16 protein-coding genes are annotated in these 14776 nt (G+C 61.7%); 9 read left to right on the forward strand and 7 right to left on the reverse strand.

What is annotated here, in order from left to right:
- Positions 1-3: 3 nt before the first annotated feature.
- Positions 4-1347 carry a COG4223 family protein gene (locus tag ACR3EL_RS17210; RefSeq protein ID WP_480722442.1) on the reverse strand — a complete coding sequence of 448 codons (1344 nt, stop codon included), beginning with the start codon at positions 1345-1347 and terminating at the stop codon, positions 4-6.
- Between the two features lie 53 nt (positions 1348-1400).
- Positions 1401-2114: a uroporphyrinogen-III synthase gene (locus ACR3EL_RS17215; protein ID WP_217358625.1), complete on the reverse strand. Its 714-nt coding sequence runs from the start codon at positions 2112-2114 to the stop codon at positions 1401-1403.
- Between the two features lie 97 nt (positions 2115-2211).
- Here ACR3EL_RS17215 and tsaD point away from each other — a divergent pair, with 97 nt between their 5' ends.
- The 4 genes from tsaD to ACR3EL_RS17235 are packed head-to-tail and all read left to right on the forward strand — an operon-like array spanning position 2212 to position 4961.
- On the forward strand, positions 2212-3309 hold the full coding sequence (gene tsaD / locus ACR3EL_RS17220) for a tRNA (adenosine(37)-N6)-threonylcarbamoyltransferase complex transferase subunit TsaD (protein WP_480722443.1): 1098 nt from the start codon (positions 2212-2214) through the stop codon (positions 3307-3309).
- The gene (locus ACR3EL_RS17225) at positions 3306-4268 is read left to right on the forward strand and encodes an NAD(P)H-dependent glycerol-3-phosphate dehydrogenase (RefSeq protein WP_170340626.1); all 963 of its coding nucleotides are present in this window, start codon (positions 3306-3308) and stop codon (positions 4266-4268) included. Before tsaD ends, ACR3EL_RS17225 begins: the two co-directional genes overlap by 4 nt.
- Position 4269: 1 nt before the next feature.
- Positions 4270-4539: a YciI family protein gene (locus ACR3EL_RS17230; protein WP_170340628.1), complete on the forward strand. Its 270-nt coding sequence runs from the start codon at positions 4270-4272 to the stop codon at positions 4537-4539.
- Positions 4539-4961, forward strand: a complete 423-nt coding sequence (locus ACR3EL_RS17235; RefSeq protein ID WP_170340630.1) for an EVE domain-containing protein — start codon at positions 4539-4541, stop codon at positions 4959-4961. The genes ACR3EL_RS17230 and ACR3EL_RS17235 overlap by 1 nt, the downstream gene beginning before the upstream one ends.
- Positions 4962-5179: 218 nt before the next feature.
- Here ACR3EL_RS17235 and ACR3EL_RS17240 read toward each other — a convergent pair whose 3' ends face one another.
- Positions 5180-5521 (reverse strand): DUF2853 family protein, encoded by a 342-nt coding sequence (locus ACR3EL_RS17240; protein ID WP_170340632.1) that lies wholly within the window; start codon positions 5519-5521, stop codon positions 5180-5182.
- A gap of 188 nt (positions 5522-5709) precedes the next feature.
- On the opposite strand from ACR3EL_RS17240, the gene ACR3EL_RS17245 reads away from it, so the two are divergent.
- Entirely contained in the window at positions 5710-6357 is a 648-nt protein-coding gene (locus ACR3EL_RS17245) for a DUF899 family protein (RefSeq protein ID WP_170340633.1), read from the forward strand.
- Between the two features lie 54 nt (positions 6358-6411).
- Here ACR3EL_RS17245 and ahcY read toward each other — a convergent pair whose 3' ends face one another.
- Both ahcY and ACR3EL_RS17255 read right to left on the reverse strand, forming a co-directional pair.
- Entirely contained in the window at positions 6412-7800 is a 1389-nt protein-coding gene (gene ahcY, locus ACR3EL_RS17250) for an adenosylhomocysteinase (RefSeq protein ID WP_480722444.1), read from the reverse strand.
- Positions 7801-7899: 99 nt separating this feature from the next.
- Positions 7900-8214: a hypothetical protein gene (locus ACR3EL_RS17255; RefSeq protein ID WP_170340637.1), complete on the reverse strand. Its 315-nt coding sequence runs from the start codon at positions 8212-8214 to the stop codon at positions 7900-7902.
- 204 nt (positions 8215-8418) lie between these two features.
- Here ACR3EL_RS17255 and ACR3EL_RS17260 point away from each other — a divergent pair, with 204 nt between their 5' ends.
- Both ACR3EL_RS17260 and ACR3EL_RS17265 read left to right on the forward strand, forming a co-directional pair.
- Complete coding sequence (locus tag ACR3EL_RS17260) at positions 8419-9012, forward strand: HD domain-containing protein (RefSeq protein WP_170340639.1); 594 nt, start codon at positions 8419-8421, stop codon at positions 9010-9012.
- Between the two features lie 228 nt (positions 9013-9240).
- Positions 9241-10380 carry an alpha/beta hydrolase gene (locus ACR3EL_RS17265; RefSeq protein ID WP_480722445.1) on the forward strand — a complete coding sequence of 380 codons (1140 nt, stop codon included), beginning with the start codon at positions 9241-9243 and terminating at the stop codon, positions 10378-10380.
- Positions 10381-10430: 50 nt separating this feature from the next.
- On the opposite strand, the gene ACR3EL_RS17270 is transcribed toward ACR3EL_RS17265, so the two are convergent.
- Both ACR3EL_RS17270 and ACR3EL_RS17275 read right to left on the reverse strand, forming a co-directional pair.
- Positions 10431-10985, reverse strand: coding sequence for an ActR/PrrA/RegA family redox response regulator transcription factor (locus tag ACR3EL_RS17270; RefSeq protein ID WP_093963867.1), 555 nt, complete (start codon positions 10983-10985; stop codon positions 10431-10433).
- A gap of 80 nt (positions 10986-11065) precedes the next feature.
- Positions 11066-11692 carry an SCO family protein gene (locus tag ACR3EL_RS17275; protein ID WP_170340640.1) on the reverse strand — a complete coding sequence of 209 codons (627 nt, stop codon included), beginning with the start codon at positions 11690-11692 and terminating at the stop codon, positions 11066-11068.
- 90 nt (positions 11693-11782) lie between these two features.
- Here ACR3EL_RS17275 and regB point away from each other — a divergent pair, with 90 nt between their 5' ends.
- Complete coding sequence (gene regB / locus ACR3EL_RS17280; protein ID WP_170340642.1) at positions 11783-13180, forward strand: sensor histidine kinase RegB; 1398 nt, start codon at positions 11783-11785, stop codon at positions 13178-13180.
- Positions 13181-13246: 66 nt separating this feature from the next.
- On the forward strand, positions 13247-14755 hold the full coding sequence (locus ACR3EL_RS17285) for a PAS-domain containing protein (RefSeq protein WP_480722446.1): 1509 nt from the start codon (positions 13247-13249) through the stop codon (positions 14753-14755).
- Positions 14756-14776 lie beyond the last annotated feature (21 nt).

The following is a 14776-nucleotide window of genomic DNA, read 5'->3' on the forward strand; positions in this document are numbered from 1 at the left end:
CCCTCAGTTCGAGTTCACGCTTGTCACAAGCGCATTGGCGGCTTCGACCGCGGATTGGCGGGTTTTGGCAGCCGCGATCCATTCGGCCATTGCTGGCTGCGCCGCTTCCGGAAGCGCGCCCAGCTCGGTCAAGGCCGTGCCAATGTCACCTTTGCCCAACGCGGCCTCTGCTCGTGACAGGATGGCGTCGGGATCATTGCCGTCTTTTGGCGAAACGGACCGGGCGCCGGTCTGTCGCTGAAGAAAGGCGACAAGGCCCGTTCCCTTGTCGGCCTCGCGCGCATCCGCCAGCGCAGTTCGGGCGGCAGGCGCAAAACTCTCGCGCAGATCCGTCAGTGTCGGCACACCTTCGCCGGCCGGAGCGGACAGGGCTTCCGGCACCTGCACGCCGCCGGTCTGCAACTGGGCCACCAGATCGGCATAGGGTGCGCCGGCATCCAATTGACCCTGAATCTTGGACAGCACGGCCAGGTTCTCTGCCGCCTGTGCCCGGGCCTGGGCCTGTGCGTCCAGGGTTTGCGCTTCGGCGACCATCTTTTCGACTTCGGCACGCTGGGCGGCCAGCGACTCCTGCAGCTTCTTCAGCTCGGCCTCGACGACCGCAACGGTTTCGGGCGAGGCGGCGTCGGTCAACGGACGTGCCTCAAGCTGTGCGACGCGTTGCGCCAAGGGGTCGAGCTTGCCGGACAGATCGTCGACATTGGATTTGAGCGCGGAAAGGTCGCTTTCGATCGGCGTCAGCTTGGCGCTCAGCGCCGCGATATCTGCGGACGGGTCGGGAACTTCAGACAATTGCTTGCTCAGGTCGGCGAGTCGCTGAGCCTGGTCGGACAGCTTGGTCTCAAGCGCCGCAATCGCCTCGGACGGATCGGACCCTGCCGGCCAAAGCAGATCGCTGCGTCCCGCGGCGAACCCCAGCGCCGCCGCGATAACGCCACCAATCAGCGCCGGCATGAACCCGCTTCGCTTGGCCTCAGATTGCTGATCGGTTGCCGTAGCCCGATCGGCTTCGGCTTCGGCTTCGGCTTCGGCTTCGGCTTCGGCTTCGGCTTCGGCTTCGGCTTCGGCTTCGGCTTCGGCTTCGGCTTCGGCTTCGGCTTCGGCTTCGGCTTCGGCTTCGGCTTCGGCTTCGGCTTCGGCTTCGGCTTCGGCTTCGGCTTCGGCTTCGGCTTCGGCTTCGGCTTCGGCTTCGGCTTCGGCTTCGGCTTCGGCTTCGGAAGGGCTTTGTTCAACCCGATCTTCCGGGTCAAGCGTGTAGGCGTCAGTCTTGGCGTCGACCGCTTCGGGCACCTCATCGACCTTGGGGTCGTCGGCCGGTTTCTGGTCTGTGTCTTTCTTGGCAGCCACCGTCACTTCCCCCTGTCGATTCCCATAAAACCTGACGCGCAGACGCGTCCAAGTTAATCCGCGCCCATCGCACCCTCAAGCCGGATCGCGTATTTAACGAGTTTTTTCACGGCTTTCCGCATTTTCTTGGGCGTCGGGCGTTTGGCAATCCGCAAACGGGCAATCGCCAAGTTTTCAAGGGGCTCGGCGGTCGGGCCGCTCATCGCGGCGACCAAAAGCGGTGCCGGTCCGGGCCAAAGGTCGGCAAATTGTCGCGCGGTTCGCGGCGAGAACAAGGGGGCAATCACAGGGGCCGAACCAGCCGCAGCCGCCCGGGCCTCGGGCGTCAAAGGCAGCAGCAGCTGGCGATAAACCGGCTGTTCCCGCACGGTCAGGCCCAGTTCGGTCAGCCGGGCCGCGATGTTTCCCCGGCTGTGTTCGCCGCGCAGATGCAGCAGCGGGCTGTCCGGGCGCTCTTTGAGCAGTTTGGCGACCAGTTCCTCGGCGGTTTCGCCGGCCATTCGGGCCTCCCACCCGGCCTGGCGGGCCATTTCGGTGGTGGCCGGCCCCACGCAATAGGCGGGTAGATCCCGGCGCACATCCTGCGCCGCGGCGGCCGCCACGCCATTGGCCGAGGTGAAGATCAGGCCCCGAATTCCAGTCGTGTCCACCGCCTGTTCCATCGGTCGGATATCCAGCAGCGGGGAATAGATCACCTGAACCCGCGACCGTATGCGTTCGGGCAGCTGCGCCACGAACCTTTCCGAGGCGGCGCGGGGGCGGGTCATCAACAGGTACACGGGCGGGCGATCGGGCCTTGAGGATTGTTTGCTGCGGCGCGGGGTGATACCCCGCGACCAGATCATGATGCAATGGTTCAGGCCGATGGTGCAAACACTTACCGTTCTGGGATTGGAAAGCAGCTGCGACGACACGGCGGCGGCCGTGGTGCGGCAGACCGAGGGCGAACCGGTGCAGGTTCTGTCTTCGGTCGTGCATGGCCAGACGGACCTGCACAGTGCCTTTGGCGGCGTAGTGCCCGAGATCGCGGCCCGCGCGCATGCCGAAAAGCTGGATGTCTGCGTGCAGCAGGCTTTGGAGCAGGCGGGCCTGACCCTGCAGGACATGGACGCTGTGGCCGTAACCGCCGGGCCAGGGCTGATCGGCGGGGTCATGTCCGGCGTGATGTGCGCCAAGGGGATCAGCGCGGCCACCGGTCTGCCGCTGATCGGCGTCAACCACCTGGCCGGCCATGCGCTGACCCCGCGCCTGACGGACGGGATCGCCTTTCCCTACCTGATGCTGCTGGTGTCCGGCGGGCACTGCCAATACCTGATCGCCCACGGCCCCGAGCGGTTCACCCGGCTGGGCGGCACCATCGACGACGCCCCCGGCGAGGCCTTCGACAAGACCGCGCGCCTGTTGGGCCTGCCCCAGCCCGGCGGCCCCTCGGTCGAGGCCGAGGCGCGCGATGGCGACCCCAAACGCTTTCGCTTCCCGCGGCCGCTGCTGGACCGGCCCGGATGCGATCTGTCCTTTTCCGGGCTCAAGACCGCCTTGATGCGGATGCGCGACCAGATCGTGGCCGACAAGGGCGGGCTGACGCGTCAGGACCGCGCCGATCTGTGCGCCGGGTTCCAGCAGGCGGTCGTGGATACACTGGCCGAAAAAACCCGCCGCGCCATCGCCCTGTATCTTGAAACCAACCCTGCCGAGCCGGTGATTGCCGTGGCCGGGGGCGTTGCCGCCAACACCGCAATTCGGACGTCGTTAGACTCTGTTTCGGCGGATGCCGGCGCGCGGTTTACCGCCCCGCCGCTACACCTTTGCACCGACAATGCGGCAATGATCGCCTATGCAGGGTTGGAACGGTTCCGGCTGGGCGCGCGCGACGGGCTGGACCTGACCGCCCGACCCCGCTGGCCGCTGGATCAAACCAGCCCGGCCATGCTGGGCGGTGGGCGCAAGGGGGCCAAGGCATGAGTGTCTCGGTCCTTGGGTCGGGCGCCTTCGGCACCGCGCTGGCGATTTCGCTGGCGGGCAAGGGTCCGGTCACCTTGTGGGCCCGGTCGGACGAACAGGCGCAGACGATGCAGGCGACCCGCCGCAATGACACCCGCCTGCTGGGGGTCGCCCTGCCCGACGCCATCACCGTGACCGCCGAAATCACCCTGGCCTGTCAGAGCGACGTGTTGCTGCTGGCGGTGCCCATGCAAAAGCTGCGCGATGTCCTGTCGGACCATGCGGCAGACTTGCAGGGTCGCAACCTTGTGGCCTGTTGCAAGGGCATCGAGCTATCCACCGGCCTGGGTCCGATTGCCGTGATCGAACAGGTGCTGCCCAGCGCCTGCACCGCCCTGCTGACCGGGCCCAGCTTTGCCGATGACATTGCCCGCGGGTTGCCGACGGCGCTGACACTGGCCTGCGCCGACGTGGATTTGGGCACCCGGCTGCAACAGGCCCTGACCACCGCCAACCTGCGGCTCTACCGAACCACCGACGTGACCGGGGCCGAACTGGGCGGCGCACTGAAGAACGTGATGGCTATCGCCTGCGGAGCCTGCATCGGCGCGGGTCTGGGGGACAGCGCCCGCGCGGCCCTGATGACCCGCGGCTTTGCCGAGATGCAGCGCTTTGCCGCGATGCGCGGCGCCCGGCCCGAGACCCTGATGGGCCTGTCGGGTCTGGGCGATCTGGTCCTGACCTGCTCGTCCGACCTGTCGCGCAACTTCCGGTTCGGCCTGTCGCTGGGCCGCAGCGAGTCCTTTGACGCCGCGACTACCGTCGAAGGCGTGGCCACGGCAAATGCAATGGCCGCCATCGCCGCGGCCGAGGGGCTGGACATGCCCATCTGCCAGACGGTGGCGCAGCTCAGCCGTGGCGCCTACAGTGTCGCCGAGGCCCTGCAATCCCTGCTCAATCGCCCACTCAAGGAGGAATGACATGCTTATCGCCCTGATCGCCCGCGACATGGACGGCGCCCTGCGGACCCGTCTGGACAACCGCGCCGCGCACCTGGCCTATATCGAAGAAACCGGCGTGGTCGCACAGGCCGGGCCGTTGCTGGACGGCGATGCCATGATCGGGTCGCTGGTCATCCTGGATGTCGAGGACTTGGCCGCCGCACAGGCCTGGGCCGACAACGACCCCTATGCCAAGGCCGGTCTGTTCGAATCGGTCGAGCTGATCCCGTGGAAGAAGGTCATCGGCTGATGGCGTATTGGCTGTTCAAATCCGAACCTTCGACCTGGAGTTGGGACCAGCAGGTCGCCAAGGGCGACGCGGGCGAGGAATGGGACGGGGTGCGCAACTATCAGGCCCGCAATTTCATGCGGCAGATGAAGCTGGGCGACCGGGGGTTTTTCTATCATTCGCAGAAGGACAAGGCGATCGTCGGCATCGTCGAGGTCTGCGCCGAGGCCCACCCCGACAGCACCACCGACGACGACCGGTGGGACTGCGTGGACATCAAGGCGGTGCGCCCCTTCGTCAAACCGGTCACGCTGGACCAGATCAAGGCCGATCCACGGCTGGCCGACATGGTGCTGGTGAAAAACTCGCGCCTGTCGGTGCAGCCCGTCTCGGATGCTGAATGGGCGGTGATCTGCGAACTGGGCCAGACCCGGCCGGATTGAGAAAAAAGGGAAGGCCCTGACGATGCAGAACCTTCCCTACCCCGCGTGCTCCCTACTCACCACACGCAAAGAAATCTCTGGTTCTGACCGTCCTGGTCACGGGTTGAACGTAGCCCAAGGCGCGGCGGTTTTTCAAACATGAAATCAATAGATTATGATTCAAATGCAAAACGCCCGCCGAACCAGTCGGGCGGGCGTTTCCGAATGTCGCGGCGGGATCAGCCGTAGACGGACTCCTTGCCGAAATGCTTGGTCAGCATGTAATAGACCACCGCACGGTATTTGTTGCGCTCGGACATGCCATAGGTCTCCATGACCTTGTTGATCGCGGCCATCAGCTCGGGGCCATCCGACAGGCCCAGTTTCTTGATCAGGAAGTTGTTCTTGACCGTTTCCAGCTCACCTTCCTGGCTGGCAGCCACGGTTGCGGCGTCCGCGTCATAGATGGCCGGGCCGCATCCAATGGTAACCTTGGTCAGCAGGTCCATGTCGGGGTCCATCCCGCACTTGTTCTTCAGATCATCCGCGTATTTGGCGATCAACTCGTCACGTTTTCCCATTGTCCTCTCCTGTGTGGGTTGGGTTCCGGCCTTTGCGGCGCTGGCTGAACGGTAACGGCTGACAGCTTTTCAACAAAGGGAAAAATCCGACGGTTTCCCCCCAAGGCAGGGATACGCGCGCCCGCGGGTTGATCATTGTTTCACTTTTATTTAACATTTTAGTTAATCTTTGAGTCGAGGAGACTGCCATGACCATCGCCCTACCGAACGAAAGCGCCGAATACCGAACCGCCCGAAATGCTCTGTTGGCCGCCGAAGCCGATCTGCGTGCGCGGGTCGAGGAAGTGGCCGCGCTGCGCCGGACCTTGCCCAAGGGCGGCCAAATCCCGCAGGATTACGCTTTTCGGGACCTCGGGGGCAAAATTGCCCCGATTTCAAGCCTGTTCGGTGATCATGACACTCTGGTCGTGTATTCGCTGATGTTTGGCCCCAAGGCGCAGGACCCCTGCCCCATGTGCTCGGCCTTTCTGGACGGGCTGACCGGGCAGGTCGCACATCTGACCCGAAAAACCGCCTTTGCGGTCGTGGCGCAGAATACACCGGATGCCTTGGCTGCGCTGAGCCGGCGCATGGGCTGGCAGGATCTGCCGCTGTATTCCGCGTTGGATACAACGTACCAGCAAGACTATCTGGCCGAGACCGAGGACGGAAACCAGTTGCCGATTCTGAACGTGTTTCAACGCGATGCGGATGGCATTCACCATTTCTGGAGCTCCGAGCTGTTCTTTCAGCCCAGCGACTGGCATCCACGCCATGTCGATGCTGCCTGGCCCCTATGGAACATTCTGGACCTGACGCCGCAGGGGCGCGGCGATTTCGTGCCGCCGCTCCGCTGAGCGCAACAAAAAAGGCGGCCCAAATGGCCGCCTTCTCCGCGTATTTCTGACGGATCAATACCGGTAATGCTCGGGCTTGAACGGGCCTTCGGGCGTAACGCCGATGTAATCCGCCTGTTCCTTGTCCAGCTTGGTCAGCTTGACGCCGATCCGGTCCAGATGCAGGCGTGCGACCTTCTCGTCCAGATGCTTGGGCAGGATATAGACCTTGTTCTCGTACTGGTCGCCTTTGGTGAACAGTTCGATCTGGGCCAGAACCTGGTTGGTGAACGAGGCCGACATCACGAAGGACGGATGACCGGTGGCATTGCCGAGGTTCAGCAGACGGCCTTCGGACAGCAGGATGATGCGGTTGCCCGAGGGCATCTCGATCATGTCCACCTGGTCCTTGATGTTGGTCCATTTGTGGTTTTTCAGGCTGGCCACCTGAATTTCGTTGTCGAAATGGCCGATATTACCGACGATGGCCATGTCCTTCATCTCGCGCATGTGCTCGATGCGGATCACGTCCTTGTTGCCGGTGGTGGTGATGAAGATGTCGGCGGTCGAAACCACGTCTTCCAGCAGAACCACCTCATATCCGTCCATGGCGGCCTGCAGGGCGCAAATCGGGTCAACCTCGGTCACTTTCACGCGGGCACCGGCGCCACGCAGGGACGCGGCCGAGCCTTTGCCCACGTCGCCATAACCGCAGACCACGGCAACCTTGCCGGCCATCATCGTGTCAGTGGCGCGGCGGATACCGTCGACCAGCGATTCCTTGCAGCCGTACTTGTTGTCGAACTTCGACTTGGTGACGCTGTCATTCACGTTGATCGCCGGGAACGGCAGTTGGCCGTCCTTGACCAGCTGATACAGGCGGTTGACGCCGGTGGTGGTTTCCTCGGACACGCCCTTGATCTGATCGCGCACCTTGGTGAACCAGCCCGGGCTTGCGGCCATCCGCTTTTTGATCTGCGCCTTGATGACCTCTTCCTCTTCCGAGGACGGGACGGGGATGATGTCCTCGCCCGCTTCGGCGCGCGCGCCCAGCAGGATGTACAGCGTGGCGTCGCCGCCATCATCCAGGATCATGTTCGGGCCATCTTCGAACAGGAAAGACTTGTCGAGATAGTCCCAGTGCTCTTCCAGAGTCTGACCCTTGATGGCAAAGACCGGAATGCCCGCCTCGGCGATGGCCGCCGCCGCGTGGTCCTGGGTCGAAAAGATGTTGCACGACGCCCAGCGCACATCCGCGCCCAGCGCGACCAGCGTTTCGATCAGCACGGCGGTCTGGATCGTCATGTGCAACGACCCGACGATGCGCGCCCCTTTCAGAGGCTTGCTGTCGCCGTATTCCGCACGCAAGGCCATCAGGCCCGGCATTTCGGTTTCAGCGATATCCAGTTCCTTGCGGCCGAACCCGGCCAGTGAAATGTCTTTGACGATGTAGTCGCCAGCCATCAGATGCTCCATTCCGATCAACAACGGTTTGGGCAGCCCCTAACACCGTTGGGGAAAAGTGGCAATGTGGGTGGCAGTGGACCGCGAGCGGCGCTCAGGTCAACTGGGCGTCCCCTCGGCTTGAATCTTTGGGATCGCTTCAAAGAAATCGGTGCCGGCGGCGACAATGCAGCTGATGCCGTTGGCGTGGGTCACCAGAACGGTATAGGTCCCGCTTTCGCGTGAGGCCCATACCTCCATGACCGTTTGTCCGCCTCGCGAGTTCTGCAAGCCGCCAAAGGCAAGCTCCTCTGAATAGGTTTGCTGCAGTTTGGCGATCACATCTCCGCGCAAGGCACAGTTCTGTGCCAATGCAGGCGGCGCGGCCGCAGCCATTCCAAAGACAAGTGCCAGTCCGAATACACGCTTGAACATGACAGGCTCCTTTCGGTTGGGTTTCAATCCGAGAGGGGCACACTGGGAGGAGCGCGTGCCCCCCTCAGTCTTCATGTCGTGATCACAAGGTGCCGGTTCAAAGCACGATTGCTCAAGAAATTGTTGGCAGCCAGTGATCAGGATGGCTTAAGCATAGCATAAAACCGGGTCGCGGGCACGGTGGACAAGATGGGGCATGGCAGAATGGCAACACAACCCAGGGCATGGCAACGGATGCTGTCGGGCCGCAGGCTGGACCTGCTGGACCCGACACCGGTGGATATCGAGATCGAGGATATCGCCCATGGGCTGGCTTTCGTGGCGCGCTGGAACGGCCAGACGGCGGGCGATTTCGCATATTCCGTGGCCGAGCATTCCCTTCTGGTCGAAGAGCTGTTCGGCCGGATCGCCCCCAAGGCGCCGGTGAAATGGCGGCTGGCGGCGCTGCTGCACGATGCGCCGGAATATGTGATCGGCGACATGATCTCGCCGGTGAAGGCGGCGGTCGGCCCGGGCTATGGCGCGCTGGACGACCGGCTGGCGGCAGCGATCCACATCCGCTTCGGCCTGCCCGCCGCGGTGCCGAAAACGGTGAAACGTCAGATCAAGAGAGCCGACCGGATCAGCGCGTGGATGGAGGCCACCCAGATCGCGGGGTTTTCCGAGGCCGAGGCAACCAAGTTCTTTGGCCAACCGGACGCGGCGGTGATGGAGGGGTTGCAGATCACCCTTAGGCCGCCAGTTGATGTGCGGCAGGCGTATACGGCGCGGCATGCGGAACTGTTGGCGGAGCTATGAAACTCGAATGGTAACGGAATCTTGCTGGCCCCCAGCCACATAATTGCCTTTGCGGCGCCCACGCAGTCCGTTTGTCTAAACTCCGAAGAACGGCCTCATTTACTCAATATCGTACCGCAGAGAAGACACTGCTTGATCCAAAAAGAGCGGCTCCAGCGTTCGTCGGTTGACAGAAGAACAGCACCGTCAGTCTAATGAGGCGCAACCGAGCCGAGTGACCGTCCTTGTATGAAACGCCTCAGAATTGGAACTTCGGATCTACCGCGCGCATTCCGGCTTCTGTGTTTATCCACGATGATGTTGCTGGGAGCGGCTTCATGCGGCCGCCCGCCGGAATTGGTAGGGATCGATAATCCAAGACTTCCTGCATCTGAGGTAAAAGAGGCCAAGCGCCAAACAGTCTTCATTGCCACGACGCGTCAAGCGTCCGGTGCAGAAGGGGTCTTCTTTTCCGGTGACCGCGGTGAGGGTTTGGGCTTGGCTTCAGTAGTCGTCACCATCCCGCCAATTCACAAAGCAGGGAAAATTGAAAGAGCCAGCTCTCTGCCACCTATTGCCTCAAAGCACTTCACCATAGTTGAACCAAAAGTCTATGTTTCGGAAGCCGCCTTTGTTTCTGAAATTGACAATCAATTACTGAACCTCAGCGTTTCCGACAGAAACGTTCTGGTCTTTGTGCACGGCTACAACACGACCCTGAGCGATGCCATCCTTAGATTGGCACAGTTTGTCGAGGATACCGAGTATGACGGGATCCCCGTATTGATGTCATGGGCGTCTGCTGCAGAGACTCTGAAATACGTCTACGATATCAACAGCGCCCTCGCTGCCAGATCAGACTTTTTGAAAGCCGGTGAGATCATTTCGCGATCACAGGCTCAACAATTTGACATACTCGCGTTTTCGATGGGAGCGTTCCTTACGATGGAAGCCATCTCGCAAGCCGAAATTGCTGGCGAGTTCAATCCCAACAAGAAAATTCGAAACATAATTCTGGCAGCACCCGATATCGATTTGGCCGTATTCGAAAGCCAGCTCTCAACTATCACCCACGACAATCAGAAAATCTTTGTTCTCGTATCCTCGGACGACGGAGCCTTGAGTTTTTCGAAGTTCATTTCTGGCGGAGTCGACCGTGTTGGCGCAGCCGATGCAGCCGAACTCGCAAGGTCAGGAGTCACCGTTATTGATCTCAGCCAAGTCCAGGACTCTCAAAGCACAAGTCACTCGAAATTTGCTTCGTCCCCTGAGGTTGTTCGAATTGCTGGGGAAGCAATCCGCACAAGCAGACGGACCGGCAAGCGTTCCACTACAGAACTTCAGGACCTTATTGGCGAAGGTTCAGTGGAAGTTGTAGGCGAACCTTAATTTCTTGATTTCCCAAGCCTGTCGCCAGAACAGTGCCGATCGGCAAAACGCTACCGCGGGCTGCGTTTCGCCAGAATCCGCTGCAAGGTCCGGCGGTGCATGTTCAGGCGACGCGCTGTTTCCGAGACGTTTCGGTCGCACAGCTCATAGACCCGCTGGATATGCTCCCACCGCACGCGATCGGCGCTCATGGGGTTTTCGGGGGGCGGGGGCAGTTCGTCGCCCTTGGCCAGCAGCGCGTTGGTGATGTCGGTGGCGTCGGCAGGTTTCGACAGATAGTCGGTGGCGCCGATTTTCACCGCCGCCACGGCAGTCGCAATTGCACCGTATCCGGTCAGAACCACGACCCGGCTGTCGGGGCGCTTTTCCCGCAGCACCTCAACCACGTCCAGCCCGTTGCCGTCCTCGAGCCGCAGGTCCACCACGGCAAAGGCGGGCGGGCGGGCGGTGGCGATCGCGCGGCCGGCGGCGACGGATCCGGCGGTTTCCACCTCGAACCCGCGCTTTTCCATCGCTCTGGCGAGACGTCTCAGAAACGGCTCGTCATCATCCACCAAAAGCAGGGATTTGTCGGGGCCAATGTCAAGCTGGGCACTGTCTGCCATGGTGTGGTCTTTCTGCTATTTCATGCCGATAGGCTTTGAGATGAGTAATAGCAGCGCCACACCAAAGGTCAAACCGACGGTTACTCTGCCGCCTGGTCCACAAAGCAGGCAACAGTGTCGGCCATCTGCTCGGCCGTCGCGTCGCGTTTGAAAAACTCGAGGAACCCATCCTGCGGCGTAACGAGGTAGGTAAATGTCGAATGGTCGACGAGGTAGTACTCGTCGCTCTTGTCCTGGGCCTTGTAATAGGTCTTGTAGGCCTGGCTCGCGGCCTTGACCTGTTCCGGCGTACCGGTGAGGCCAATCATCTTTTCATGCAGGTTGTAGGCAAAATCACCCACAACGTCGGGGGTGTCCCGGTCCGGGTCCACCGAGATGAAGATCGGAGTGACCGAATAACCGCGCTCGGTCAGCAGGTCGACGGCCTCGGCATTGCGGGTGGTGTCCAGAGGACAGACATCGGGGCAGAAGGTGTAACCGAAATAGATCAGCGAGGGCTCGGTGATCACGTCCTTGTCCGTCACGGTTTCACCCTTGGAGTTGATCAACTCGAACGGGCCGCCGATGGTTGCGGTGCCGCCTGCAATCTGGCTGGACCGGCACTGGGCAAACTTGTCGTCCGAGCCGCCGCCGCGCGTCATCAGCCACATGGCGCCCAGGCCCACGGCCAGCACGACGGTTGCAAGAATGGCATAAAGGCGGGTCATGGCGAAATTCCTGACACATGGGGTTGTTGATCGGTTCGGCCGGGACACCTATCAAGTTGACCAGCGGACGCAACAGGACATAATCGCCCGATGACGGATTCCAACACCAGCCTCTGGCGCGGACAGGAACGCAGCAGCTGGATCCGGTTGCGCACGCTGATCCTGCTGCGTTGGGTCGCAATCATCGGCCAGATCACGGCCATCACCGTGGCCCAGCAGACCTATCACGTCCAGCTGGAGCTTGGGCTGTGCTACCTTGCCATCGGTGTTTCGGTCATGGGCAACCTGACCGCCATCCTGCTGTTCCCGCAGAACAAGCGCCTGTCGGAATTCGAAAACTTCCTCATGGTGATGTTCGACCTGCTGCAGCTAGCTTTCCTGCTGTATCTCACAGGCGGTCTGAACAACCCGTTTGCCCTGCTTTTGCTGGGCCCCGTGACGATTGCGGCCAACGTCATGAGCACCCGGTCGACCCTGATCATCGGAGGCGCCGCAATCGTGCTGGCGACGCTTCTGGCCCAGTTTCACCTGCCGCTGCGCACCGATCTCGGCCTTGTTCTGGACATCCCCGACATCCTGCTGTTCGGCAACTGGGCCGCTATCGTGATCGCGATCGTATTCATCGGTGCCTACTCGCACCGCATCAGCGCCGAAGTTCAGTCGATGTCCGAGGCGCTGGCCGCCACCCATATGGCTCTGGCGCGCGAGCAGAAGCTGACCGACCTCGGCGGCGTTGTCGCCGCCGCAGCGCACGAGTTGGGGACGCCACTGGCCACCATCAAGCTGACCAGCTCAGAACTGATCGAAGAATTGGACGACCGCCCGGACCTGAAGGAAGACGCCGCCCTGATCCGCGAGCAGGCCGACCGATGCCGGGACATTCTGCGCGACATGGGTCGGGCCGGCAAAGATGACCTGCACCTGCGCCAGGCACCTTTGTCCACCGTGATCCACGAGGCGGCCGAGCCCCACATACACAGGGGCAAACAGGTACATTTTGACGAAGGCCCGGGGCCTGACGGGGATGTCCAGCAGCCCTCGATCCTGCGCAAGCCCGAGATCATTCATGGCCTGCGAAACCTGATCCAGAACGCCGTGGACTTTGCTCGCGCACAAGTCTGGGTCGAGGCCGAATGGACGCCGGACCGGATCACCGTCAGCATCATGGATGACGGGCGCGGTTATCCGTCACACATCATCGGCCGTATCGGTGACCCGTTCATGCGCCGCAGACGCGCCGAAAGCGATCTGCGCACACGCCCCGAATACGAGGGTATGGGGTTGGGCCTATTCATCGCAAAAACGCTCTTGGAGCGCAGCGGCGCCGAGTTGAAATTTGCAAATGGGTCTGACCCTTACCAGGCGGTGACGGACCAGGCCGAGCGACGCGGTGCAATCGTGCTGGTGACATGGCCGCGCAAGCTGATCGATGCGCAGACAGGCGACAACCCGGTTCCGTCGGGCGTGAACGAACGGTTTCAGGTCTGAGTTAAGACACCGTTAACCATTTCAGCGCAAATTCGGGTCCGGTTTGTTTTTGGGGTAGGCGGCGCTGTGGCCGACTGGATCATACTTGCGGCGATCAGCCTGGTTTCGTCGGGCTTTGCCCTGCAGTGGCTCATGCCGCGCCGTCCGCGGCGCGGTGACAATTTCGGTTTGTCTGCGCCGGCTTCGTTGCTGGATGCGGTGTTTCTGTTCAACGGAAGCCGCCTGATCAGCCACTCCGACATCGCCCTGTCCGGGTTCGAGGCAGTGAATGACTGGGATGATCTCAGGCGCCTGCTGCAGCGCGACTTTCCGGCCTTCCCCGAGACTTACGAAACCGTCCGCCAGCAGGGCAATATCGTGGTTTCGGCCATAGATTGTACGGTCGAGCGCGAGGTTCGGTGTGAATGGATCGACGGCACCGTCCGGGTGCAGTTGCGTGATTTGACCGGCATCACCGAACCAGCAAGGAGGGATCCGAACGATCCGATCCGCCTGGCCATGGACCGCGCGCCCTACCCCGTGTGGCTTCTGGATCATGCCAACAAGATAAGATGGTGCAACGCCGCCTATGTCGCGCTGGCCCGCAAGGCGCGCGGGCCGGACACGGATCTGACCCAACCCATGTTCCCTGAACTGACCGAAGAAGCGCGGCCCGGCAAGAAGACCCGCGTCTCAATTCCGGTGAAGGATAGCAGCAACAAGCTGTGGTTCGATCTGACGCGTGTGGAACTGGACGAAGGTCACCTGCATTATGCGGTCGACGTAAACGCCATTGTCGAGGCCGAGACCGCCCAGCGCAAATTCGTCCAGACGATGACGAAAACCTTCGCGCAGCTGTCGATCGGCCTGGCAATCTTTGATCGAAACCGCCAGTTGGCACTGTTCAACCCCGCCTTGATCGACCTGACTGCTTTACCGCCCGATTTCCTCAGTTGCCGGCCGAATATCTCAAGCTTTTTTGACCGCCTTCGGGATCAGCACATGATGCCCGAACCTAAGAACTACCGCAGTTGGCGCCGGCAGATGAACGATCTTCTGGAGGCGGCCGAGGACGGAAACTACCAGGAAACCTGGTCACTGCCGTCGGGCTCAGTCTATTCGGTCAGCGGCCGCCCCCATCCCGACGGCGCCGTCGCCTTCCTGTTCGAGGACATTACCGCCGAGATCACCCTGACCCGCCGATTCCGGTCCGAGATGGACCTTATGCAGTCAATCCTCGACAAGCTTGCGGATGCGGTTGCCGTGTTTGCCGATGACGGGACGCTGGCCTTCACCAACTACGCCTACCAACTGCTGTGGGGAGACTCGGACGAGGTCGGCTTTGAACCAGCCACGGTTCTGGACGTCACCCGTCAGTGGCAGTCGCAATGTCAGGCCAATCCAATTCTGGGTGACATTCGGGACTTCGTGGAAATGCGCAACAACCGGGTCGAGTGGAGCTCTGATCTGTACAAGCGCGACGGCACCCGGCTCTTGTGCACGGTCAGCCCAATCCAGAACGGCGCAACCATCGTCCGGTTCACGATCGAACACGCGCTTGGAGAAACGCCGGATATGTTGCAGATCACCGCCTGAACCGGGTTGCAGAGAGTTCGG

It is taken from the genome of Ruegeria sp. BJ3 (assembly GCF_056535665.1).